Annotated in this window: 24 protein-coding genes and 1 pseudogene; 14 read left to right on the plus strand and 11 right to left on the minus strand. The window is 71.4% G+C overall.

The window, feature by feature from the left end:
- The first annotated feature begins 65 nt into the window (after nucleotides 1-65).
- The 4 genes from ACFWA7_RS13150 (at nucleotide 66) to ACFWA7_RS13165 (ending at nucleotide 6,413) form a co-directional block, all read left to right on the plus strand.
- Nucleotides 66-1,817, plus strand: coding sequence for a glycoside hydrolase family 6 protein (locus tag ACFWA7_RS13150; RefSeq protein ID WP_385822819.1), 1,752 nt, complete (start codon nucleotides 66-68; stop codon nucleotides 1,815-1,817).
- Nucleotides 1,818-2,264: 447 nt separating this feature from the next.
- Entirely contained in the window at nucleotides 2,265-2,690 is a 426-nt protein-coding gene (locus tag ACFWA7_RS13155) for a nuclear transport factor 2 family protein (protein WP_385540829.1), read from the plus strand.
- A gap of 41 nt (nucleotides 2,691-2,731) precedes the next feature.
- A complete protein-coding gene (locus ACFWA7_RS13160; protein ID WP_385540828.1) occupies nucleotides 2,732-3,052 on the plus strand; it encodes a nuclear transport factor 2 family protein in 321 nt (106 codons plus the stop codon).
- 70 nt (nucleotides 3,053-3,122) lie between these two features.
- Nucleotides 3,123-6,413 (plus strand): BTAD domain-containing putative transcriptional regulator, encoded by a 3,291-nt coding sequence (locus ACFWA7_RS13165; protein WP_385822821.1) that lies wholly within the window; start codon nucleotides 3,123-3,125, stop codon nucleotides 6,411-6,413.
- Here ACFWA7_RS13165 and ACFWA7_RS13170 read toward each other — a convergent pair.
- The 7 genes from ACFWA7_RS13170 to ACFWA7_RS13200 form a co-directional block, all read right to left on the minus strand.
- Nucleotides 6,385-6,702, minus strand: a complete 318-nt coding sequence (locus ACFWA7_RS13170; RefSeq protein ID WP_385540824.1) for an AzlD domain-containing protein — start codon at nucleotides 6,700-6,702, stop codon at nucleotides 6,385-6,387. The two genes, ACFWA7_RS13165 and ACFWA7_RS13170, sit on opposite strands and share 29 nt — an antisense overlap.
- A gap of 22 nt (nucleotides 6,703-6,724) precedes the next feature.
- Nucleotides 6,725-7,429, minus strand: coding sequence for an AzlC family ABC transporter permease (locus ACFWA7_RS13175; protein WP_385540823.1), 705 nt, complete (start codon nucleotides 7,427-7,429; stop codon nucleotides 6,725-6,727).
- On the minus strand, nucleotides 7,426-8,370 hold the full coding sequence (locus ACFWA7_RS13180; protein ID WP_385822823.1) for a branched-chain amino acid transaminase: 945 nt from the start codon (nucleotides 8,368-8,370) through the stop codon (nucleotides 7,426-7,428). The genes ACFWA7_RS13175 and ACFWA7_RS13180 overlap by 4 nt, the downstream gene beginning before the upstream one ends.
- The gene (locus ACFWA7_RS13185) at nucleotides 8,367-8,840 is read right to left on the minus strand and encodes a nuclear transport factor 2 family protein (protein WP_385540819.1); all 474 of its coding nucleotides are present in this window, start codon (nucleotides 8,838-8,840) and stop codon (nucleotides 8,367-8,369) included. Before ACFWA7_RS13185 ends, ACFWA7_RS13180 begins: the two co-directional genes overlap by 4 nt.
- Nucleotides 8,841-8,872: 32 nt before the next feature.
- On the minus strand, nucleotides 8,873-10,144 hold the full coding sequence (locus ACFWA7_RS13190; RefSeq protein ID WP_385540817.1) for a DUF6421 family protein: 1,272 nt from the start codon (nucleotides 10,142-10,144) through the stop codon (nucleotides 8,873-8,875).
- Nucleotides 10,141-10,722 carry a bacilysin biosynthesis protein BacA gene (locus ACFWA7_RS13195; RefSeq protein ID WP_385540816.1) on the minus strand — a complete coding sequence of 194 codons (582 nt, stop codon included), beginning with the start codon at nucleotides 10,720-10,722 and terminating at the stop codon, nucleotides 10,141-10,143. The genes ACFWA7_RS13190 and ACFWA7_RS13195 overlap by 4 nt, the downstream gene beginning before the upstream one ends.
- A gap of 476 nt (nucleotides 10,723-11,198) precedes the next feature.
- Entirely contained in the window at nucleotides 11,199-11,693 is a 495-nt protein-coding gene (locus ACFWA7_RS13200; RefSeq protein WP_385540814.1) for an FBP domain-containing protein, read from the minus strand.
- Between the two features lie 71 nt (nucleotides 11,694-11,764).
- Here ACFWA7_RS13200 and ACFWA7_RS13205 point away from each other — a divergent pair, with 71 nt between their 5' ends.
- The 3 genes from ACFWA7_RS13205 (at nucleotide 11,765) to ACFWA7_RS13215 (ending at nucleotide 13,955) form a co-directional block, all read left to right on the plus strand.
- Nucleotides 11,765-12,334 carry a TetR/AcrR family transcriptional regulator gene (locus ACFWA7_RS13205; RefSeq protein ID WP_385540812.1) on the plus strand — a complete coding sequence of 190 codons (570 nt, stop codon included), beginning with the start codon at nucleotides 11,765-11,767 and terminating at the stop codon, nucleotides 12,332-12,334.
- 86 nt (nucleotides 12,335-12,420) lie between these two features.
- Nucleotides 12,421-13,068: a hypothetical protein gene (locus tag ACFWA7_RS13210; RefSeq protein ID WP_385822826.1), complete on the plus strand. Its 648-nt coding sequence runs from the start codon at nucleotides 12,421-12,423 to the stop codon at nucleotides 13,066-13,068.
- Nucleotides 13,069-13,148: 80 nt separating this feature from the next.
- Nucleotides 13,149-13,955 carry a hypothetical protein gene (locus ACFWA7_RS13215; RefSeq protein ID WP_385822828.1) on the plus strand — a complete coding sequence of 269 codons (807 nt, stop codon included), beginning with the start codon at nucleotides 13,149-13,151 and terminating at the stop codon, nucleotides 13,953-13,955.
- Nucleotides 13,956-14,132: 177 nt separating this feature from the next.
- On the opposite strand, the gene ACFWA7_RS13220 is transcribed toward ACFWA7_RS13215, so the two are convergent.
- Nucleotides 14,133-15,398 carry a serine hydrolase domain-containing protein gene (locus tag ACFWA7_RS13220; RefSeq protein ID WP_385822831.1) on the minus strand — a complete coding sequence of 422 codons (1,266 nt, stop codon included), beginning with the start codon at nucleotides 15,396-15,398 and terminating at the stop codon, nucleotides 14,133-14,135.
- 220 nt (nucleotides 15,399-15,618) lie between these two features.
- Here ACFWA7_RS13220 and ACFWA7_RS13225 point away from each other — a divergent pair, with 220 nt between their 5' ends.
- The 4 genes from ACFWA7_RS13225 (at nucleotide 15,619) to ACFWA7_RS13240 (ending at nucleotide 18,447) form a co-directional block, all read left to right on the plus strand.
- The gene (locus tag ACFWA7_RS13225) at nucleotides 15,619-15,831 is read left to right on the plus strand and encodes a hypothetical protein (RefSeq protein WP_385822833.1); all 213 of its coding nucleotides are present in this window, start codon (nucleotides 15,619-15,621) and stop codon (nucleotides 15,829-15,831) included.
- Nucleotides 15,832-15,851: 20 nt separating this feature from the next.
- Entirely contained in the window at nucleotides 15,852-16,034 is a 183-nt protein-coding gene (locus ACFWA7_RS13230; protein WP_385822835.1) for a hypothetical protein, read from the plus strand.
- Nucleotides 16,035-16,678: 644 nt separating this feature from the next.
- Nucleotides 16,679-17,929, plus strand: coding sequence for a hypothetical protein (locus tag ACFWA7_RS13235; RefSeq protein WP_385822837.1), 1,251 nt, complete (start codon nucleotides 16,679-16,681; stop codon nucleotides 17,927-17,929).
- Between the two features lie 53 nt (nucleotides 17,930-17,982).
- Nucleotides 17,983-18,447 (plus strand): hypothetical protein, encoded by a 465-nt coding sequence (locus ACFWA7_RS13240; RefSeq protein WP_385540802.1) that lies wholly within the window; start codon nucleotides 17,983-17,985, stop codon nucleotides 18,445-18,447.
- Between the two features lie 64 nt (nucleotides 18,448-18,511).
- On the opposite strand, the gene ACFWA7_RS13245 is transcribed toward ACFWA7_RS13240, so the two are convergent.
- Complete coding sequence (locus ACFWA7_RS13245; RefSeq protein ID WP_385822839.1) at nucleotides 18,512-18,946, minus strand: NUDIX domain-containing protein; 435 nt, start codon at nucleotides 18,944-18,946, stop codon at nucleotides 18,512-18,514.
- A 342-nt stretch (nucleotides 18,947-19,288) separates the two neighbouring features.
- Between ACFWA7_RS13245 and ACFWA7_RS13250 the strand changes: the two are divergent.
- Nucleotides 19,289-19,516, plus strand: a pseudogene (locus ACFWA7_RS13250) (monooxygenase family protein); the annotation flags it as partial.
- Nucleotides 19,517-19,521: 5 nt separating this feature from the next.
- Here ACFWA7_RS13250 and ACFWA7_RS13255 read toward each other — a convergent pair.
- Together ACFWA7_RS13255 and ACFWA7_RS13260 are read right to left on the minus strand one after the other, a co-directional pair.
- Nucleotides 19,522-20,421, minus strand: a complete 900-nt coding sequence (locus ACFWA7_RS13255; RefSeq protein ID WP_385540798.1) for an aminoglycoside phosphotransferase family protein — start codon at nucleotides 20,419-20,421, stop codon at nucleotides 19,522-19,524.
- Between the two features lie 61 nt (nucleotides 20,422-20,482).
- On the minus strand, nucleotides 20,483-21,166 hold the full coding sequence (locus ACFWA7_RS13260; RefSeq protein ID WP_385540796.1) for a GNAT family N-acetyltransferase: 684 nt from the start codon (nucleotides 21,164-21,166) through the stop codon (nucleotides 20,483-20,485).
- A 339-nt stretch (nucleotides 21,167-21,505) separates the two neighbouring features.
- Here ACFWA7_RS13260 and ACFWA7_RS13265 point away from each other — a divergent pair, with 339 nt between their 5' ends.
- On the plus strand, nucleotides 21,506-22,111 hold the full coding sequence (locus tag ACFWA7_RS13265; protein ID WP_385822841.1) for an HAD family hydrolase: 606 nt from the start codon (nucleotides 21,506-21,508) through the stop codon (nucleotides 22,109-22,111).
- Nucleotides 22,112-22,208: 97 nt separating this feature from the next.
- On the plus strand, nucleotides 22,209-23,141 hold the full coding sequence (locus tag ACFWA7_RS13270) for a GDSL-type esterase/lipase family protein (RefSeq protein ID WP_385822843.1): 933 nt from the start codon (nucleotides 22,209-22,211) through the stop codon (nucleotides 23,139-23,141).
- Nucleotides 23,142-23,188 lie beyond the last annotated feature (47 nt).

The raw sequence follows: 23,188 nt of genomic DNA on the forward strand, positions 1-23,188 counted from the left end.
CTCCATCGTCCGACTCGCTCCACCGACCGACTCGCTCCATCGACCGAAAGGACACGGTCCACACCATGAGCCGCATACCCGTCCGACCCTCCAGAAAGCGAACGGCGCTGCTCGCCGCCGGTGTACTCGCCGGAGCCGCGACCGGCACCGCCGGCATCGTCGGTGCCGCGGGCACCGCGTCGGCGGCGTCCGCCTGCACCGTCGCCTATCAGGTCCAGAACCAGTGGTCCACCGGCTTCACCACCTCCGTCACCGTCACCAACAACGGCGCCGCCGTGAGCAGTTGGAACGTGAAGTGGAGCTACGCCGGGAACCAGCAGGTCACCCAGGGCTGGAACGCGAAGGTGTCCCAGTCCGGAACGGCGGTGACCGCCGCCAACGAGAGCTACAACGGCACGCTGGCGACCGGTGGCTCGGCCAACTTCGGCTTCAACGCCTCCTACAGCGGCACCAACGCCCTGCCCACCTCGTTCACCCTCAACGGGGTGGCCTGCAACGGCGGCGACGTCCCCACCGACCCACCGACCACCCCGCCGACGACGCCGCCCACCACTCCCCCGGCCGGCAACCGCGTGGACAACCCGTACGCCGGGGCCAAGGTGTATGTGAACCCGGAGTGGTCCGCGAAGGCGGCCGCCGAGCCCGGCGGCACCCGTGTCTCCAACCAGCCCACCGGGATCTGGCTCGACCGGATCGCCGCCATCGCCGGGACGAACGGAAGCATGGGTCTGCGCGCCCACCTCGACGAGGCCCTCAAGCAGAAGGGCAGCGGCGAGATGGTGGTCCAGCTGGTCGTCTACGACCTGCCGGGCCGCGACTGCTCCGCGCTCGCGTCCAACGGGGAACTCGGCCCCACCGAGATCGACAAGTACAAGACCCAGTTCATCGACCCGATCGCCGCGATCCTCTCCGACGCCAAGTACGCCGGTCTGCGGATCGTCACCGCCGTCGAGATCGACTCGCTGCCCAACCTCGTGACCAACACCGGAGGCCGCGCCACGGCGACCCCGCAGTGCGACACCATGCTGGCCAACGGCAACTACGTCAAGGGCGTCGGATACGCGCTGCACAAGCTGGGCGCCATTCCCAACGTGTACAACTACGTCGACGCCGGACACCACGGCTGGATCGGCTGGGACGACAACTTCGGTGCCGCCGCCGACGAGTTCAAGCTGGCGGCCACGGCCGAGGGAGCCACACCCGCCGATGTGCACGGATTCATCGCCAACACGGCCAACTACAGCGCCCTGAAGGAGAACAACTACACCATCGACGACTCCGTCAACGGCGTCTCGGTCCGCCAGTCCAAGTGGGTGGACTGGAACCGGTACGTGGACGAGCTCTCCTACGCCCAGGCGTTCCGCGCCAAGCTGGTCTCGGTCGGCTTCTCCCCCGGGATCGGCATGCTGATCGACACCTCGCGCAACGGGTGGGGCGGCACCGCCAGGCCCACCGGCCCCGGCCCGAAGACCGATGTCGACACCTATGTGGAAGGCGGACGCTACGACCGCCGCATCCACGTCGGCAACTGGTGCAACCAGTCGGGCGCGGGTCTGGGCGAGCGTCCGAAGGCCGCCCCGGCCGCCGGGATCGACGCGTACGTGTGGATGAAGCCGCCGGGCGAGTCCGACGGCTCCAGCACAGCGATCCCCAACAACGAGGGCAAGGGCTTCGACCGGATGTGTGACCCGACGTACACGGGCAACCCCCGCAACGGCAACCACCTCTCGGGCGCACTGGCGAACGCCCCGCTCTCCGGCCAATGGTTCTCCGCCCAGTTCCAGGAGCTCATGAAGAACGCGTACCCGGCGCTGTAGGTCTCCGGGGATGTGAGTCCCCGGGCGGGAGGATGGTGGGCGGCGAGGAGGGCAACTCCTCGCCGCCCACCACCGATTCCCGGCGTACCTGGCACCTGCCTCCGGACAGCACGTCAGCGACCACGCCGTGAACGTCTACGCCCAGGTCATCTGCGCTCGGCCTTGAGGGCCGCCTGCGCAGCGTCGGCGCGACCTGTCAATTCCGCCACGCCCGGCCGCAGCAGCACCTGCCCGGCGGCACGCGCCCACCGGGCCCGCGTCCGCCCGCCGGCCTGCCCGGTGCGCACTCCGGCTCAGCCGCCCCACGGTGATCGGCATCCCCGTCCCCGCGCACGGCGAACCGTGGGCACATGGCCGGAAAGCGGCGAGCGACTTACCCTCGCTGCCACAGGCGCACCACACTGGAGCCTCACGACCAAGCAACGGCACGGACGAGGAGTTGGTGAGATGTCCACGCAGTCCGACGAGGGCGCCGCGAAGGCCACCCGAGCTGCGATCGACGCCTATCTGGCCCGGCTCTCGGCGCGGGATCTGGACGGCGCCGTGCAGGTGTTCGCCGAGTCGGTGGAATGGAACGCTCCGGGCTCATCGGCCGTGCCGTGGTCGGGGCCACGGAGCGGCCGAGAAGGGGTCATGAAGTTCTTCACCACGCTCCACGAGCACCTGAAGCCCGAGGAGTTCACGGTGACGCACATCGTGGTCGACGGTGCACAGGGGGTGATCATCGGCCATCTCCGGGACACCGTCAAAGCCACCGGAAAGCCCCTCGTGACCCCCTTCGCCGCCCATGTCACGGTCGTGGACGGGCAGATCGCGCGCTACCACCTCTTCGAGGACACCCACGCCCTCCACCGGGCCGTGACCGACAGCTGAGCGTCCGCCCGCCGTCCCCAACACCCAGAGAGGTACGAGAGATGACTCCCCCCGGCATGCCCACCCACCCGGCCGTACGCGCCTTCGTCGACGCGGTCAACGCCCAGGACCAGCAGGCCCTGTGGACCGTCCTCGCCAAGGACGCCACGGTGGTCGACGTCGGCACCGAACGCGATCTCGACGCCTGGGTGGAGCGCGAGCTGTTCTCCTCCCACGCCCGGATGGAGGTGGTACGGGAGTCGCGCGACGGTCTGTCGGTGACGGCGCGTTTCCACAACGACATCTGGGGGGACATCGACACCGCGTGGGAGTTCTCCGTCTCCGGCCCGGTCATCCGGGGATTCGTCACCGGCCCCGGCTGAGCATCCCGCGCCGGACGAGACAGAGGTACGCAGAACGGGCAGCGGGAGCAGGGAAAGCAGAGGCAATGGCGTGAGCCGCACCTCGGGGCCCGGGGCGGAACCGGCACCGAAGGAGTCGGTGCGCATCCACCTCCTGGGCCCGGTGAGTGTGGAGGTCCAGGGCCGTCACATCGGCCTCGGGCCGCAACAGCGCGCACTCCTGGCGGCCCTCGCCCTCGCCCGGGGCCGTCCGGTCAGCACCTCACGGCTCTCCGAACTCCTGTGGGAGGGCGACGCCCCGGACGGGGCGGTCAGCGCCCTGCGTACCCACGTCATGCATCTGCGGCGCATCCTGGAACCGGGACGGCGCGCCACCTCCGGCTTCGAGCTCCTGCTCAGCGCCGGCGCCCGCAGCAACACCAGCTACACCCTTCAGGTGGCCGACGAGCAGGTCGACGCCCTGCACTTCGTGCACCTGACCGACCAGGCGCGCAAGGCCGCGGCCGACGACGACGCCCGCGCCGCGGTCACCCTGCTCGACCGGGCGCTGGCCCTGTGGACCGGGCCCGCGCTCGAAGGCGTCAGCGACCGCAGCTTCGCGCTGGCCGAGGCCGACCGCCTCGAAGAGCTGCGCCTGGTGGCCCGGGAGGACCGGCTGGACGCGCTCGTCGAGCTCGGCCGCTTCGAGGAGTCGGTGCCGGAACTGACCACGCTGGTGGCCGAGTTCCCGCTGCGCGAGCGGCTGCGCTGTCAGCTCATGCTGGCGCTGTACCGCTCGGGGCGCCAGGCTGACGCGCTCGCCTCCTACCGCGACTACTACCAGCTCCTCGACGACGAGGTGGGCATCGAGCCGGGCCGCCCGCTCAAGGAGCTCCACCAGCGCCTCCTCGTGGGCGACCCCGGCCTCGCCGCCGAGCCCGTCCCCGAGCCCGCTCCTCCGCCCGCCGCGCTCCCGGTCCCCCGTCAGCTGCCGCCCGACGTGGGCAGTTTCACCGGCCGCACCGGCTATCTGCGGGAGCTCGACGCCCTGCTGTCCCAGTACGCCACGGGCCCGGGACAGACACTGGTGATCTCCTCGCTCTCCGGTATGGCGGGCGTCGGCAAGACCGCACTCGCCGTGCACTGGATGCACCGGGCCGCCGACCGCTTCCCCGACGGACAGCTGTACGCGAACCTGCGCGGCCACGCCGACGAGCCCCCGACCACGGCCGACGACGCCCTGGGCCAGCTCCTGAGGGCCCTCGGGGTCGGCGCCGGGCACCTGCCGGAGAACACCGACGAGAAGGCCGCCCTGTACCGCTCACTGCTCGCGGGCAAGCGGATGCTGATCCTGCTCGACGACGCGGCCGGTCTGGAACAGGTGCGCCCGCTGCTGCCCGGCTCACCGACCTGCTTCGTCGTCGTCACCAGCCGCAACGACCTGCGGGGCCTGACTGCGTTCCACGACGCCCACCGGGTGAGCGTGGCCGTCTTCAACGACGAGGAGGCGCTCGCGCTGCTCGCCCGTGTCATCGGCGCCGACCGCGTACGCGGCGAGCCCGAGGCCGCCGCCGAAGCCGTCCGGCTGTGCGGCGGCCTGCCGCTGGCCGTACGGATCGTCGCGGCCCACCTCATCGGCGACCAGCACCTGCCCCTCGCGGAGGTCGTGCGCACCCTGCGCGGCGACGACCGCCTGGACGACCTCGCGCTCGACCAGGAGCGGCACACCGGCGTGCGCAGCGCCCTCGCCCTGTCCTACCGCTCCCTGCCCGCGCCGGAACAGCAGCTCCTGCGACTGCTCGCCCTCACCCCCGGCGCCGAGGTCTCCACGCCGGCCGTCGCCGCTCTGGCCGGGGCCCCGCTGAACGCCACGGCCCGCCTCCTTGACCAGCTGGTCTCCCGCAGCCTGCTGGAGACGCACCGGCCCGGCCGCTTCCATCTGCACGCCCTGGTCCGCCTGTTCGCCCGCGAACGGGCCCGGGCGCAGGACACCGCCGCCGTACGCGAGGAGGCCCTCGACCGGCTGCTCACCTGGTACCTGGGGACCGCCGAGCAGGCCGGCCATCTGCTCTACGGAACCTTCTACTCCTGGTACGCCGCCGCCCCTCCCGAGCCGGACGGCTCCCCCACCGCGCCCCTGACCTTCAGCGGCCCGCCCGCCGCGTCCTCCTGGCTGGAGGACGAGCGGGCCGCCCTGCTGGCCTGCGCACAGCACGCCCTGGGCCACGGGCCGCGCCCCTTCGCCTGGAGGTCCGCCCTGGCCACCCACGGCCATCTGATGGAACACGGCCAGCGCACCGACTGGCTGCGCGCCGCGGAGACCGGGCTGCGCGCCGCCGAGGCCGAGCACGACGACCACGCGCGCGCGGTGATGCACTGGAGCCTGTGTTACGTCCTGTGGGAGCTGGCCCGGCACGACGAGGCGCTGCGGCACAGCGCCCGCGCCGGCTCCCTGTTCGCGCGGGCCGGGCTGCCCGTGGAGCGGGCCGGTGCCGTGCTCGGACTCGCCGCCTCGCACCGCGAACTGGGCGCCCTCGACCAGGCCCTGCGCCACGCCGAGCACACCTTGGCCCTCTACCGCGACGGCGGAGAGCCCGCCGGGGAGGCGTGGGCGCTGTTCCTGCTCGGCTCCGTCCGCCTGGACCGGGGCCAACTGGACACGGCGCGGCCGTACTTCACCGAGGCCCGGGAGCGCGCCGAGGCTTCGGGCGACGAGCACACCGTGATGCTGTCCCTGTGGGGGCTCGGCGCCCTCCACCACGCGCTGGGCGACCTGGAGGAGGCGCAGCGCCTGCTCACCCGGGCCCTGGCCGCCCACGGCAGACTGCTGTCCACGTACGCGGCGGAGGGCGCGCTCAACGCCCTCGCGGCGGTGTGCCGCGACAGCGGCGATCCCCGGCTCGCGCTCAAGTACGCGATGGACGCGCTCAGCATCACCCACCGCACGCACCGCCGGCTGGTCGAACCGGACGCGCTCAACACCATCGGCACCGTACTGCTGCACCTGGACGACGCGCCCGGCGCCCTGGACCACCACCACCGCGCCCTGGAGGCGGCCCGGGCGACGGGCTGTCTCCGGGCGGACGCGGCGGCCTGCGTGGGCCTGGCCGCCGCGCACCGGCACCTGGGCGAGAACCGCGAGGCCCTCGCGTACACCCGTCGGGCGCTGAGTACCGCCGGGCAGGCCGGACTCAGGCTCGTCGAGGCCGAGGCGCGGGCCGAACTCGCCCGGGTGCACCTGGCGCTGGGCCACCGCACCAAGGCGGCGCAGGCCGTGGAGCGGTCCCTGCGTCTGCACCGGGCCGCCGGACACGAGCCCGGCCTCGCGCGGGCCCTGGAGGTCGCCGCCGCCGTGCGGGGCGAGGGCGACGACCTCAGCCGATCGCGCGTACCACCGCGGTGATCACCGCGGCCACCAGGACGACGAGCGGCACGGGCGCCTTGAGCCGCCACGCCACCAGGGCCCCCGCGAACCCGGCGAGCCGGGCGTCGAAGGTCATGCCGTGCGCGCCCGCCGAGCCCACGAGCTGGGTGACGACCAGGACGGCGAGCAGCGCGGGCGTCAGGTACTCCACGAACCGGGGGAACCAGCCGGGCAGTTCTCGGTCGCCCATCACCAGCGAACCGGCGCCCTTGATGAGGAACGTGGTCACCACCAGGGCGCCGACGACGATCCACGGGTCGTTGCTCAACGGGCCCCCGTCACTGAGCGGGTCATCGGGACTTCGCCGTCCATACGACGGCGGTCAGACAGGCCACGGCGATGGCCGAGTCGGGGAGCCCGGCCGCGGTGAGGGCCGCGGCGCACACGGCCGCGGTGGCGGCGGCCGTCCGCTTGCGGGCGGTGCCCAGATGGGGCGCGAGCAGAAGGAAGAACAGGACCGGCGAGACGGCGTCCAGACCGTAGTTGAGGACGTCCACCGCCTTGAAGGGGCCGATCGCCCCCAGCAGCGTGCCCAGGACCCAGCCGAGCCAGAGCACCACGCCCGAGGAGAGCAGGCGTATCCGGTCGAAACGCCCGTCCGCGTCGCTCGCGATGGCCCAGGACTCCTCGATGACCAGCTGGGACTCGACCGCGCGGCGGGCCCGGCCGCCGCGCAGCGCGGGCAGGATGGCGAAGCCCATGACCAGGTAGCGCAGGTTCAGCAGGGTGCCCGCGACGGCCGCTGCCGCCCAGCCGCCGCCGTTGGCGATCACGGAGACGGCGGCGAACTGCGAGGAGCCCACGAAGACCAGGCCGGACATCGAGGTCGCGCCGAGCGCGCCGAAGCCCGCGCCCTTGGCGAGGACGCCGAAGGAGATGCCGAACGCGAAGATCGCCACGGTGAACGGCACCGCGGCTCTGGCGCCCGAGGCCCAGGCCTCGCGCCGCCCGGTGGGCGGGGCCGGACGGGTGGGCTCGGATTCGGTGCCGGTCATCCGCTCTCGCTCGCCACGGCCGGGGCTGCCTCGCTCGTCGGCGCCGTGCGCGCCGCCTCGCGCCGCACGGTCCGCGCGTACGCCCGCACCAGCGCGCTCGTCACGTCGCCGACCGGGTACTCCAGCGCGTCGACGGCGGTGACCGGCTGGACCTCGTACGCCGTGCCGGTCAGGAACACCTCGTCGGCGCGGGCCAGTTCGGCCGGGTCCAGGTGCCGTTCGACGACCTTCAGGCCGAGCTCGTGGGCGAGCGCGATGACGGTACGGCGGGTGATGCCGTCCAGTACGCACTCCGGCGGCGGGGTGTACAGGGCGCCGTCGATCACCAGGAACAGATTGGCGCCGGTGGCCTCGGCGAGGCGGCCCCGGTGGTCGAGGAGCAGCGCGTCGTCGCGGCCGGCCTCCTCCGCCTCCTGCCCGGCGAGGGAGCCGAGGGCGTACAGGGCCGCGGTCTTGGCGCGTACCGGCGCGGTGTCGGGCGCGGGGCGCCGCCAGCGCGAGGTGCGCAGCCGGATCCCGCGCGGTCCGGAGGCGAAGACCTGCGGCCAGGGCCAGGCCGCGATCGCCACATGGACCGAGGTGTCCGGCGCGACGAGGCGCAGGCTGTCGCTGCCGCGCCAGGCGACCGGGCGGACATAGCCCTCGGTGAGGCCCGCGACGGCCACGACCTCGCGGGTGGCGGTGTCCAGTTCCTCGGCGTTCCAGGGCAGTACGAAGCCCATCTCGCGAGCCGAGGCGACCAGGCGGAGGCTGTGCTCGTGGAGTTCGAAGACCCGGCCGCCGTAGACGCGCTCGCCTTCGAAGACGCTGCCGCCGTAGTGCAGCCCGTGGCTGAGGACGTGCAGACGGGCCTCGCGCCAGGGCACGAGCTGTCCGTCGAGCCAGATGGAGCCGTCCCGGTCGTCGAGCGGCGGCACGGTGCCGGCCTGGGCCTCGCTCACGTGGCGAAGCCCCGTTCCGCGTAGGGGAAGCCCTCCAGTTCGTTGACCGGGACGGTGTCGTCGCGCCGGGACGCGTAGTAGATGCGGACCTCGTCGATCAGGCCCGAGTCGTCGAAGCGGTAGACCTCCGCTCCGCGCAGCACCTTGCCCAGGCGCGGCTTGAAGGCGGTCCACTCGCAGACGGCGGTGCGGCTGTGCTCGTCCGCGTACACGGCGTCCACGGCCCAGTGGGAGTCGTTGGCCCGCACATCGGCGCCCCAGCGCTCCACCACCGGGTCGATGCCCTCGATGGGGCCGGACATCCCCGCGGCCAGGTAGTGCACGACGTGCTCGGAGAGGCACTGGGCGAAAAGGCCGCGGTCGACCTTGTTGCACGCCTCGAAATACAGCCGCACCGCGGCTTCCATGGCGGCCCGGTCCAGCGCCCGGCCGTCCGCGCGGCCCTCGTCCCCCGTGGCGTCGGTGTCCATGTCGCTCGTCTCCTCAGCTCTCGATGGCTTGCTCACACCTCGGCCGGCGCGAAGTGCAGGGGTGGCAGGGACGCCAGCCGGCCCCGTGCGCGCACGAGCGTCAGCTGATCGTCCGTGAACGCGTAGCGGTCGCCCTCGGCCCCCTCGCGCAGTTGCGTTCGTACCAGTTCCCTGGCCGCAGCGCGGTACTCCTCGGGCGTGCCGGCCGCGGCTTCCATGGCCTCTATCGTGTCCACCAGTTCACGCAGTCCGTCGAGGACGCGGTCGTACGACAGCGCCAGCCGCCCGCCGTGGTCGGCGAGGGCACCGCGTTCGCGCAGCCACGAGTAGAGGAACACCCCGGTGCCCGCGTCGAAGTTGCGGACCGCGCGGGCGTCGAGCGGATAGCGGAACATCCGCTCCAGAAGGATCATGGCGATCTGTTCGTCGGCGTACGGAACGGCGTCGTCGTCGTGGCAGGCGAGCACGGTCTTGGCGTCGACCTTCAGCTCTTCGAGCAGGCCGATGAACCAGTTCATCTTGAGTTTGATGTGCCGGTCGAGCGGCCACTGCCCCTGGTGGTGGAAGTAGTCGTGCAGATAGCCCCAGAGGGAACGGGCCTGATAGCAGACCTCCGGATCCATTCCGGTCGAGGCGCGCGGTACGGAATCCGGGGTGAGTACGGATCGCGCGGACGGCACCGCGTACGTCTCGTGGATTCTGCGGAATTTACTGAAGAAGAAGATGGCGTAACCCTGTTCGGCCACCTTGTCGTGGGCCGCGACATTCTCCGGGAAGAAGACGATGCAGTTGCCCTTCGCCAGCCCTTCGCTTCCCGCGAGCAGCACGGTGGCCTGGCAGTTGTTCTTGGGGTGCGGATAGCGGTCGGCCAGCTCGGGCAGCGCGTCGGGCTCCTTGCGGCGGACGAGGAAGAACTCCAGCCGCCTGCCGACCGGCGGGACGCTGTTGGTGGTCTGTACGGGGGCGAGGAACGCCGCCCAGTCGCCGTCGGCCGGGGCGGTCAGGGCGTCGCGGCAGCGGGCGAAGTGCGGTGGCGTGTCGAGTCCGGCGGCCAGCCAGCCGTCGATGTCGGCGGCCAGCGTGTCGGCCTGGCCCGTCCTGCCGTGCCCGGCGAACCAGCGCACGGCCTCGTCCTTGATGGCCAGCAGGCTGCGCCGGTCCTCCTCGCCCGGCTCCGGGACCGTGCCGTCGTCGCGCTGGCGGGCGCGGAAGGCGTCGATCCGCGGCAGGAGCCCCCGGCCGAGCCGTTCCGCCTCGCCGAGCATCTCGTCCTGGGGGCGCCGGGGGCCGGGCCTTCCGGTCACGGAGCGGCCTCCCGCACATGGTGCACGGTGTACACCATCGGCACCTCGCCGAAGCTGCGCAGGACCCGCAGGCCGTGGGCCTTCGCCGCCACGACCGTGGTGACGCACCCCTCGGCCTTGCCATCGGCGCAGTCGATGGCCGCCTGCGCGTTGCTGGTCACCAACTGCCGTTCGCTCGCCGGTGGTACGAGACCGGCCGGCGCCGGATGGGTGGCCACGGTACGCGGCTCGGCGTGCCCGCCCTGCGCGACGGCGAGCACCATTTCGTGGGTGGGCCACACGAAGGAGTCCACCATGCGGCAAACCCGCAAGTTGCCGAAGACCAGCGTGTGCAGCTCCGGATAGACGGCGCAGGCGACCAGCGCGTGCTCACCGTTTCTGGGCACGGTCTCCATCGCGTATTCGAGGGTCGCGTGCAGGGTCACCCGCCCCTCGCTCCCAAGGCCTTGCCGACGGAACCACTCATGGGCCGCGGCCTCCAGATTGGTGCCGGTCGGGCCCAGGGTGTGCAGATGCCGTATCTCGCCGATGGGCGAAGGCGATAAAGAATTGACGCATGCTCGCTCCCGCGTCACCATTCCCACTCCCCATGCTTCCCCCGCGGTTCTCCTGTCGCCCTCGGGCAACACGCGGGCTGTGCGTCGGTGCACGGTCCGCGTCGGTGATCCTAAGCGGCCCCGCCCGACGGCGGCCACCGCGTCGGATGCGCACCGATTGATTTCCCACACTGTGGCTACTTCCGCCCGTTCAACGTTCCGGAAATCCGGCGACAAATGCCGTCGGGGCGGGTGACAATCGCGTCCCTTTCACCCGCTCACCCGGTCGGTTGCCGTACGCATCGCGTCATTCCGTGCGCCGCCACACGGCACACACCGACGCAACACGCGCGCCCCGGACGCCGTCAGCCCCACCCGGCGCGGCCTGAAGCCGACGGAGACGCCCCGGCCCCGCCCTCACCGTGACGCGTTGTCCGGGGCATCGCCCGAAGGGGGACCTCACGGGTACCGGCGCACGTTCCGGCCCCAACGGGCGGCCTGATCCCGACGCCCGCCGGTCAGACCGCCGTCACCTTGGCGGCGAACGCGGCGAGGTTCGCCACGGTCCGCTGGATCTTCTCCTCCAGAGTGATCGTCTCGTGGAGCCGCGCACCGGCGCCCACGTCCTTCTTGCCGCGTACGTACAGCGAACACGCGAGGTCGCTGCAGACGTAGATGCCCACCGAGTTCCCCTGCTGTCCCGCCTTTCCCGCCTTCGGCGCGACCATCAGGGAGACGCCGCCGTCGTGGGTCGTCAGGCATATCGAGCACATGCTGCGGCGGGCCTGCCCGGAGGTGTGCCCGGGGCTCCGCAGCACGAGGGCACTGACGGTGCCCTCCAGCTCGGTGACCAGACAGGCCCGGCCCGGGGCCTGTGGATCTCGCCAGCCGAAGTAGTCCAGGTCGTCCCAGGGGTGGTCGGCCAGGTCGCGCGGCACGGACAGGCGCTTCGCCTCGCCCTTGCTGCAGTTCACGAACGCGGCACGGATCTCTGTCTCAGTCAGCTGCTTCATATGAGTGAGGCTAGTTTGCCTAAAGGTGTTAGGCAAACACATAATTGTTTCAGGCGAGCGAGAGGGAGACGATGGGACGAGTAGGGCTGAGCACGGAACGCCTGACCCGGGCCGGGGCGGAACTGGCCGACGAGGTCGGCTTCGAGCAGGTGACCGTCTCGGCGCTCGCCCGGCAGTTCGATGTGAAGGTCGCGAGCCTGTACTCGCACGTCAAGAACTCCCAGGACCTCAGGACCCGGATCGCCCTGCTGGCCCTGGAGGAGCTCGCCGACCGGGGCGCCGCCGCGCTGGCCGGGCGAGCGGGCAAGGACGCCCTGGCCGCTCTGGCGAACGTCTACCGTGACTACGCGCGCGAACACCCCGGCCGCTACGCCGCGGCCCAGCTGAGGCTCACCCCGGAAGCGGCGGCCGCCGGCGCGGGCGGCAGACACGCCCAGATGACACGGGCCATCCTGCGCGGCTACGACCTGAGCGAACCCGACCAGACGCACGCGGTCCGGCTGCTCGGCAGCGTCTTCCACGGCTACATCACCCTCGAACTCGGCGGGGGCTTCAGCCACAGTGCCCCCGACACACAGCAGACCTGGACCCGGATCCTGGACGCCCTGGACGCCCTGCTGCGGAACTGGCCCGCGCAGTGACCCCACCCCGTACCCAGCCGCAGACCGCCCGAGCGGCGCGTTCCCGAACCGAACAGCCCAGCCACTCCGAAGACCGGGCAGGGGCCATGCACACCCAGCAGGACTGGATCACGACACCCGTCACCGCCGGCCTCCTGCGTGGCGCCCTCGACGCGGAGCGCACCGAGCACGGCGTGCTGCCGCACCGGCTCCCCGCCCGGGCCCTGGCCCGCGCCCAGAACACCGACGGGCAGCTGGCCACGGCCGAGTACCAGCCCTCCGGCGTACGGCTGGTTGACACCCCGGCCGTCCACGGCTTCCTGGACACCATCCGCGAAGGCCACCCCGACGCACCCCTGCTGGTCGTCTCGCCCCTCCTGTGCCGCATCCACGAGGACACACCCGGTCCCTGCGCCCTGGACCTCACCGCCCTCAGCGCCGGGCGCCTGCGGTTCATGGCCATGGGCGACCCGGCGGAACGCGCGAGCGGGGCGGCCGGGACGGCCGCTGGGAGCTCATCGGCACCACCTCGGGTCCGGGCAAACCCCGGGCGTGGCCTGCTCGGACGGCCCGGGCCTCTACAGCAGCGTGCCCGCGTACGCGGACTGGATCCGGAAGACGATCGACAGCAACCGCTGAGAGCACTGCCGTTGGCCCGCGCGAAACCTGGAGACCTGGGGACGTGGAGACGTGGAGACGCGGAGACCTGGAGACCTGGACAGGTGGCCCTGGCGACGCGCGAGCGAAGCCCCTGACGACTCCTCAGGGGCGCCTTCGGGCCGAGTCAGGGTCGTCCCCGATGATCGGGGGCCGGTCGGCCACCAGGATCAACGGTATGAAGACGAACAAGATGAAGACCGTGGCCCGGAGCCGCCGAACGGGCCGCGCCGCAGCGGGAGTCGGGACCGTGGCCGCCGCCGTCGCCCTCCTCGCCACGGCCGCTCAGGCCCCGGCCCTCGCCCAGGGCTCGGCAGACCCCGCCTCGGACGTGTTCTCGCACGTCGCCTACGGAGACTGCCCCACCGACCTCCCCGCCGGCGTCGACCGGAACAAGTGGCGCTGTGAGGTGACCGTCGGCTACTCGCACTTCAAGCTCGGCGGGATCGTCGTCCCGGACACGAAGCCGATCACCTTGACGCACGCCGAAGGGCCGCTGCCGGACGGCACGTTCGGGCAGGTCTTCGGGACGCTGCGGGCCGAGGCGACCCCGGTGCCCGGCGGCCTGCTGGGCCGGGCCGGGGACCCGGCCGGCCGCAACCCGCTCCTCGGCCTGGCCATCCGGCCCGAGTACGGCGGTTACGCGGACTTCCTGGGCACCGGCACCGACAAGGGCGCCCTGGACATGAAGTTCCGGCTCCTCTCGCCGCTGCTCGGCGAGCGGTGCACCATCGGCACGGACGCGCACCCGGTCGCGCTCCACCTCCGGAAGGACGGCCCCAGCACCTGGCTGTCGCAGAATCCGCCGCTGGTCCGCTTCAGCGCGTACGACGAGACCCTGACCGTCCCGGCCGCCACCGACTGCGGCCCGCTCACCACCATGGTGAACCACCGCTTCGGCCTGCCCGCCAAAACCGGAGAGAGCAGGCTTACGTACACGGCGTACTACACCTTCAAGACGTACGACCAGCTCCCGGCGGCCTGAGCACGCGTCCCGGATCAAGGGGCAGTTGTGGCACCTGGGGAGGGTGCACCAACGTGCTGCAGCTCCTGATCGACAAGAACTTCGTACGGTAGTGGGCACGGGGCAGGTGCGCGCTTCCCGAGCGCGGGTGCCCGCCGCCGTCACCGGCGGCGGGCACTCTTCTGCGCGTGGGTCAGGTCAGATGCGGGTGTCCTCGACGGCCGGGATCCGGCGGCTGTCGTCCCTGTCCGCGTTGCCGTTTCCGGTGATCGAGCGGCGCGGTGCGGGGGCGGTGGGTGCCTTGCCGCAGAACGCGGGCTCCAGGGTGTTCGTCAAACCGCTGGTGACCGCGCCGTTGTTGGAGGCGTTCGCGAAGAGGACGACCGTGCGCTTCCCGTCCGGGGTGGAGAACGTCTGCGTCTGGTAGCCCTGGACGATTCCGCCATGGCCGAGCACCTTGCCGCAGGAGAGCGCGATCTCCCTGATCCCCAGGCCATAGCTGATCTTCGCCGTGCTGGTGGGGAGCACGCTCGTCATCTGCCGCAGCGACTCGTCGGAGACCAGCCCGCCGGAGCTTCCGGCGAGCAGAGCGGTCATGAAACGGTCGAGATCGGGGGCGGAGGAGACCACACCTCCCGCGCTCCAGACCCACGACGCGGTCTGCTCGGTCGAGTCGAGGAGCGGCTTGGTGCGGTCGTCGTTGGTCAGATAGCCGGTGACGTGCGGCCCGGCGATGGTCTTCTCGGGCACGGCGAAGGTCGTCTGACGCAGCTTCAGCGGCTCGAAGATCTGCTCGCGCAGCAGCTCGGCGTAGGGGCGCCCGGTGAGGTGCTCGGCGGCAAGACCCATCAGCACGAAGTCGGTGTTCGAATACGCGTACGCCGTCCCCGGGGTGTACTGCAGACCGTGCTTCACCGACATCGCCACGAGGTCCTTGGGCTCGTATACGTTGTTCCGGATGCGCTTCTCGAAGGCGGCGGTGGTCTCCTCCCCGTTCTGTTCGAGGAGGTCGTTGGTGTGGTCGTACACACCGGCGCGGTGCTCCATGACCTGGCGCGCGGTGATCGTCCAGCTCTCGGGAAGCGTCCCGGCGGGCAGGTACTCGCGCAGCGGCTTGTCCAGGTCGATGCGGCCCTGCTCGGCGAGGCGCATCACCAGGACCGAGGTGAACATCTTGGAGTTGCTGCCCACACGGAACCGCAGGGCCGCGTTCATCGGCCTGCCGCCGAGGTCGGCCTTGCCGACGGTCAGCGTCCGGCCCCGCTCGGGGTTGCCGTGGTCGCGGATCACCGCGAACGCTCCCGGCGCCCCCGCGTCCACGACGCGCTGCAGAGCGGCGCGCACCCCCGACACATCCGGCTCGGCCGGGCTCTGCACGGCGGACGCGCCCACGGCGCTCCCGGCCATGAGCGCCACGGTGGCGGTGAGTGTGGTCACCGAACGCGCGATCGTGATTCCAGCCATATGAGAAGTACCCCTGTTCCCCGGTGACTTGGTCAGTGCCCCGGCCTTCGTAGCACTCGTACATCCAAGATCGTATAGGCCGGGACGGCATCCAACCGGATCGCGGGCAGCTTCACCCCGAGGGGAGTCGTTTCACCGGGCCGTCCCGCGGGAGGCTTGCCGACACACCAGCCGTAGGCGACGATCAAGTGCCAAGCGTTCACTCGCGGGAGGGACAGTCGTGTCCGACGTCAAAGCCGAGCTCGACCAGTTGATACATACCTTCCTCGGTGCGTTCACCAACACCGGAGGCACCCGGCCCGACGTCGACGTCATCCGCGAGGTGTTCATCCCCCAGGGGATGATCATCAGCAACGTCGGGGACAAGCTCGTGATCTACGACCTCGACGCGTTCATCGAGCCCGGGAGAAGATCCTCACCGACGGGACTCTGACGGAGTTCTCCGAATGGGAGGTGGCCGAGCGGACCGAGATCTTCGGTTCGATCGCCCACCGGTTCAGCGAGTACCGCAAGTCCGGTTCCCTCAACGGCGAGTGGTTCGAGGGCTCCGGTCACAAGACCACCCAGTTCGTCCGCACACCTGCCGGCTGGAAGATGAGCTCGGTGGCCTGGGACGACGTGCAGCAGGCCCCGTGACCGGCCGGACAGTGGTGGCGGTGGTCCTTTGCGGTGGTCTTCGCCCGCGACACCCGCCGGGTGGTTCTGCGGCGACAGGGGGGTGTGAGCCTGGGCCCGAGGGGGGCTTCCCACTTTCGAGGAGCTGGTTGTTCCGGTGTTCCCTCTCTCCCTGGCCCGTCCCGGCGCGAGGTCCCTCAGGCCCCCGCTGACCGCGGCCGTACTGTCCGTGGCCCCGCTCTCCCCGCGACGGCAATGGCCCTGCCCGGCGGGGAGCAGGCGTCCCCCGGGGCCGCCCTGGCCGCCAGACCGCTGCCCGGCGGGCTCGGCCCATGCGTGCCGGGGCAACTGCCCTGCGACGGCTACCCGCCCGTCCACAACGGCCCCCCACGAGGTGACCGCCGCCAACACGTCCAGGGGCGTCACCGTCAAGCTCACCAACCGGCGCGGAGAGCCCGACAAGGGCGGGAAGGGCGGGCCCCGCTGGCGCCCGCGGCCAGATGACGGAGTGACCGGCCGGAACGGCCCGCTCCCCACCCGGGCGGCGCGCGCTGTCGTATGCCCTACGGCAGCGCGGCGGCTCTGGCGAATTCCCGGTATGGCACATGCGTACGATCTCGGTCGGTGGGGCCGGATCGCGCCCCACAGAAGGGGAATCCATGGCCATGACCGATATAAACGGGATCAACCTGTCCGGGGTGACCGGCAAGCTCATCCAGACCGTGCCGTTGACGAAGAATCCCGCTCCGCAGGCGTTCGCTTCCGACCCGGTCAACGGGCACGTCTTCGTGCTCCAGATGGAGAGCGCCGCCAAGACGCCGCTCGGGAACATGTATCTCAACCGCATCGACCGGAACACCGGCCGGCTGACGGGCAGCATGTACCTCACGGGCTTCGGGCACGGGATCTCGATGGGGGCCGAGCCGGTCGGGACCGACACCTGTCTGTGGACCGAGGTCGGACCGGTTTCCCCCAATGACGGTGTCAGCAACGCCTTCGGTACGGCCGTCACCCGGTTCCCCTTCGTCGACGGGGCCACGCTGGACCAGGCCGACGTGCCCGCTTCGAAGAAGTTCTGCCCGCCGGGCGGACGGAGCACCGGCCCGTCGGTGGACCTCGCCAACAACATCCTGACGATCGTCTACTTCAAGGGCAGTGTGCGGTGTTTCACCCGCTATGACCTGGCCAAGGCGGCGCAGGGCGAGTGGGTGGAGGTGGGCAGCACCTTCGAGCTGCCGGCGGGCGCGGAATCGGGACTCACCTTCCAGGGTTACACCGCCCTCAACGGCGTCCTGTACCTCTTCCAGTGGAAGAAGGACCCGGTCACGACCTACCCGGGGACCGCGTACATCACTTCGTACTCCCTGGACTCGAAGACGAAGCTCGACTCGCAGGTGGTCACCGGCGCCGACGGTCTCGAACGGCGCGAGCCGGAGGGGCTGGCCGTCGAGGTGGACCCCAAGACCGGTGAGACCCGGCTGCTGTTCGGCTTCAGCGACACCGTCCCGGGAACCACCGGGCGGCGCAACGTCACCATCGGCTGGTACCCGACGCAGCCGGCGGTCGACGGAGTGAAGGTGCTGTCCGACTGGGAGAACCTCACCCTCGCCGCCGGGGTCAAGGCGGGCGCCGAGGCTCCGCGAGGCCGACTGGTCGCCCTCGCCGACACCACGTATCTCCAGCTGCGCGGCACGCTCACCTGCAACCTCACCGCCGACACCCTCATCGCCACGCTGCCGCAGCGGCTCTACCCCACGCGGCCCGTGCGGCAGAACACGCCGCGCAACATGTACTACGGGGTGGGAGTGTGCCGGGTCGAGGCGAACAAGCTCGGCGAACTGTGGGCGTTCGGCGCCACCGCGGACAACACCATCTCCTGGATCGACCTCGACTGCGTCTCGGCCGCCTGGCGATGACGGCGCCGGACCCCGGACACCCCCACCACCTCTCGCGATCCGGAGGATCGACCATGCCCTCGCGCACCACCAGCCGCCGCTCCCTGCTCGCCACGGCCCTCGCGGTACCCACCGCGGCCGTCGGTGTGCCACTGCTCACCGCCTCGCCCGCCGCCGCTGCCCCGACCGGAGTCCAGGTCGTCGTGGACTGGACGGCCATCGCGCTGGCCACGGGCGTCTCCGCGGGCGCGGACACGCCCGCGCAGGCCCGTGTGGTGAGCATCGCGGGCACCGAGTTCCTCCAGCTGCGCGGCGTGATCACCTGCAACTTCTCCGGCGACTCGCAGCTGGGCACCCTCCCGGCGACCATCCGCCCGCCGAAGACGACGCGCGGTGTCTGCCCGCGCAACAACCACCTCGGCGTCAACGCCACCCGCGTCGAGGCCGACACGGCGGGCCGCGTGACGGTCTACGGCCCGCAGACCACGGACCCGGTCACCTGGGTCCAGCTCGACAACTTCTCGTCGGTGCTGCGCTGACGGAATCGGGGTGGGGCAGGACCGGTTGCCCCATCCCGTCCAAGGGACACCGTGCCCGAGGCGCTCACACGCCTCGGTCGCCGAGCATACGCAGCCCGTCGACGGCAGCCGGGGAGAGCATCGGGTCCCGCAGCTCCGACAGCGCGATCCAGCTCACCGCGTCGGTGGAGCCGTCGATCTCGATGACCTCCGACGCGCCGTCCGTCCTGAGCTCGACGGCGTAGAACAGCCCGGTCAAGTGCCAGTCCACGCCACCCCGGCTGACCGCATACGTCCGCGCATCGACCGGCCGCGCACCGGCAAGCTCGCGTCCGGTCTCCTCGCGGAGTTCACGCGCGAGGGCCTCCACCGGCTGCTCGCCCGGGGCGATCCCGCCGCCCGGCAGGTGCCAAAGCCCCGGAGCGAAGACCGGTGACGACTCCGACAGCCGGGCCAGCAGCAACCGCCCCTCCTTAAGCGCGAGCGCGTAAGCGGAGACACGAATCCGCACATCAGTCATGAACTCCCCCTCGAATCGGACCACCTGACATCGCGGGGAACTCCACCCATCGGCCCGCGTGACGCACGCGGCGGCTCTGCGACCCGTACCGCCGGGCCGACTCCTCCTCCTGGGCCAGCCGGTGGAGCGCCCACAGCACCGGCTCGAAGGGCCCGTGGCCGCCACGGCGGTCTCGACCTTCTCGGCAGCCGAGGACTGGGGCTCCACGAAGTCCATGTCGTGGACGGCCACTTGCTGGATCAGTTCGGCGTACGGTTCCATGAGGCCGGCGTCCCAGGGATGGCCGAGCCGCCCCAGCGTGGCCACCGCGACCACCAGCGCACGGTGGTCGGGAGAGAGGCTGCCCAGTTGTGGCACGAGGCGTACATCGTGCCCGAGGAGTCGTACGAGTCGATCTACGCGGACATACCGCCCTTCGGACCGGCCGCGGCGACCGGAGCGCTGCCGCTCGAAAGCCGGGGCCGACGCGCGGCGGACCGCCTGGCACACCGGAGCGGAGCATCCGCCCACACACCTTCTGCGCCGGAGAGTCGAAGCTCCGGGGAGTCTTGGGGCCGCCCGGCCGGGTGAGGCGCTCAGCCCCCTCCCAGCACCGCCCGGATCACGTGCCGGGCGTTGTTCGCCATCGCCGGGTTGGTCTTCCGGTAGTAGGGCAGCGCGATCAGCGCCTGCGAGAGCGTCCGTCCCCGGCCGCGGATCCAGGTCGCGTCGTCCACGCCGAGCGCACCGCGGAACACCTCCCGCGCATCGGCGGGCAGCAGGTTCCAGGCGGGGAAGAGGTCACAGGCGGGATCGCCCACCCCCATGCACCCGAAGTCGATCACCGAGGTCAGTCTGCCGCCGTCCACGAGCAGATTGCCCGGCATCAGATCGGCGTGCAGCCACACCGGCGGCCCGTCCCAGGCCGGGGCCCGTAGCGCGTCCTCCCACACGGCGACCGCGCCATCGCAGTCCACGCCCTCCTGCGGGATCGCGCGCAGTTGCTCGATCGCCGCCCGGGTCGACTCGTCGAGCGAGGCGACCGGGCCGCCGCGGTAGGCAGACGGCGCCCCCGGCAGGGTGATGCTCCGCATCGCCGCCACGAACCCGGCCAGATCCCTGGCCATCGGCACGGGTTCGCTCAGCGCTCCCGCCTCGGGGTTCTCCCCCGCCAGCCACCGGTACACCGACCAGGCCCACGGATACCCCTCGGCCGGCCCCCCTCTTCCGAGCACCTCGGGGACGGGCGTGGGCAGCAGTGACGCGAGGCGGGGCAGCCACTCCTGCTCCGTCGACACGTCCTCGACCCCGCCCTCCACCAGCGGCAGCCGTACGACCATGCTGTCGCCCAGCCGGTACATGGCGTTGACCGTCCCGCCGGACGGAAACCGCACCACCGGCAACCCCGCCCACTGAGGGAACTGCCCAGCGATCAACCGCCGTACGAGTGCGTCGTCGATGAGGTGCAGGCCGGGGTGCATCTGCCCTGTGCTCATGGGCCACCATCCGACCGCCGGACGGCGGTGGGCGTCAAACACTTTTTCCCCACGCTTCCCCTCACGCCGGGACGAGCGAGCGCATACCTGTCGCCTTCGGGCGCGCACCAACCCTCTGTTCGAGCTGTTCCCGCACCTGTGGCCACTCCTCGTCGAGGATCGAGTAGAAGGCCGTACCGCGGACCATGCCGTCCAGACCGCGGGAGTGGGCCCGGTGGACGCCGTCGAGGGCCGCGCCGAGGCGTTCGATCGCGGCGCGGGAGCGCAGGTTGCGGGCGTCTGCGCGCAGGGACACACGTCGGACGCCCCAGGTCTCGAAGGCGTGCCGCAGCATCAACAGCTTGGCCTCGGTGTTGATGCCCGTGCCCTGGGCGCACGCGGAGAGCCAGGTGCCGCCGATCTCCGCCGCGTCCGGGATCGCGGTGGGTACGGGACCCAGCGGGCCGCGCGGTGCCGGCGGCCAGGGCACCGGCCCCTGCCAGTAGTCCAGCTCGCAGAAGCGCGTCGAGCCCACGACCCGGCCGTCCGCGATCCGCACTGTGGCGAAGGGCAAGGCCCGTCCTGCCGCCCGAGCCGCCACCGCGTCGGCGACATACCGCTCCATCGCCTCCACCCCACAGGGCACGGGCGTGAAGGCATAGCTGCTGCGGTCCTCGGCGGCGGCTCGGGCCAGCGCCTCGACATGAGGTTCGGCGAGCGGCTCCAGCCGGAGAGTACGGCCGCGGAGGGTGACGAGTTCGGGCACGGGCCTTGCGTCCTTGAGCGAAGGGGCGGGGAAAGTGACAAGCCCCGGTCGACGGCACGGTGGACGGTCGTCGCCACCGTCGCGCGCGGGATGTGGCTCAGTGTGTGCCCCCTATGCCGCCGCTCGGGAGACCGGCACGTGAAGGAATACCGACGTGGGGGTGAAAGCAGGGTGGGGTGCCGGCGCACGAAGGGCCTCCGCTGTCGACAGGACTGTCACAGGCCGTCGGGTTGCTCGACGCGGCCCAGGGGCGAGGACGGAGAGTGGGTGTACAGGTCATGTGAGAGGACTGAGGACGTGCCTACGCCTCGGCCATGGGACGGATGAGGGGGAACCCTGATGGACTCGCGCTGCGTCATCCTCGACATCGGTGGCGTCCTGGAGACCACTCCGGATACGGGGTGGGTGCCACGCTGGGAAGAGCGGCTGGGGCTGCCTGCGGGCACGGTGGAGGAGCGCCTGGGAGACGTCTGGCAGGCGGGAAGCACGGGGACCATCGACGAGCGCGAGGTGCACGAGCAGATCGCACACCGCCTGCGCCTGGATGCGCCGTCGACGGAGGCCTTCATGGCCGACCTCTGGGCCGAATACCTGGGCACGCCGAACGAGGAACTGATCGCGTACGTGCGCACGCCGCGCCGACGCTGCCGCCCGGCCATCCTGAGCAACAGCTTCGTCGGCGCGCGTGAGCGGGAGACTCGGCTGTACCGCTTCGACGAGTTGGTGGAGCAGATCGTCTACTCCCACGAGATCGGCGTCGGCAAGCCCGACCCGCGCGCCTTCGAGCTGGCGTGCACCCGCCTGGAGGCGCGACCGCAGGACTGCCTCTTCATCGACGACTTCGTACCCAACATCGAGGCTGCCCAGGAAGCCGGGATGTACGGGCACCTCTTCGAAGACAACACGTGCACGATCGCCCGCATCGAGACCCACCTCGCCAGGTGAGCCGGGCGCAGGCGGCCCGGGAGCTCCGGACCCGAGGGCAACGGCGCCCGTTAGGGTGATCTTGATCAACCCTTCAAGAAAGGCCCCGCACCCCAAAGTGACCGCCTCACGCCCTCACGCCCTGTTCTCCTTCGGCACGCTGATGGACGAGCGGGTCCAGACCACCCTCTTCGGCCAGGCCGTGCCCACTTCTCCGGCGTCGCTCACCGGCTGCACGACCAGGCCCCTGGCGATCACCGACCCGTCCGTGATCGCCGCCAGCGGTCTGGACGTACATCTGACGCTGGAGCGCGAGTACGGCGCCGTCGTCGAAGGCGTCGTACTGCGCCTCACCGACCAGGACCTCGCCGCGGCCGACGCCTACGAAGTCGACGACTACGTCCGCCGGCGGGTCCTCCTCTCCTCCGGAGAGCGCGCCTGGGCCTATCTGGACGCGAAACCGCTGCGCCCGGCGGCGCGCATCGTGATCGTGGGCGACAGCATCGCGTACGGGCGCTGCGATCCGCAGGGAGGATGGGCGGCCCGCCTGGCGGCCACCCACATCGCCGGGAACGAGGCCGAACACCGGGTCTTCCAGCTGGCCATCCCGGGCAGCACCCTGGCCGAGGTCAGCGAGCAGACACCGGCGCTGCTGGCGCCTCGTCTGCCCGACACCCTCATCGTCGCCGCCGGGATCAACGACTCCGCCGTGCCTCTTTCCGCCCCGGAGCTCGACGGGCTCGCGCACATCGCGGACAGTCTCGGCTCACTCGCTGCCGCTGCCCTCGATCACCACGCGCGACTCGTCGTCGTGGGACCGACGTGGCTCGACGAAGAACGCACCCGGGACTACGGAGGCCTGCGCTTCACCAAGGCCCGGGCGCTGGCCCTGCGCGAGGCGATACGGGTCTGGTGCCAGGAGAACCACATCGACTACCTCGACATGTGGGAGCCCCTGTACGAGAAGACCGACCTGCTCGTCGACGGCCTGCACCCGGCAGCGGATGGGCACGAGGCGCTCTACCAGCACCTCGCCGCTCTCGGCTGCTGAGTCCGGCAACAGGGCGCGCCTGTGGGGACACGCCGTCGTGCGGTGTG

It is taken from the genome of Streptomyces sp. NPDC059994 (genome assembly GCF_042737755.1).
Lineage (GTDB): Bacteria > Actinomycetota > Actinomycetes > Streptomycetales > Streptomycetaceae > Streptomyces.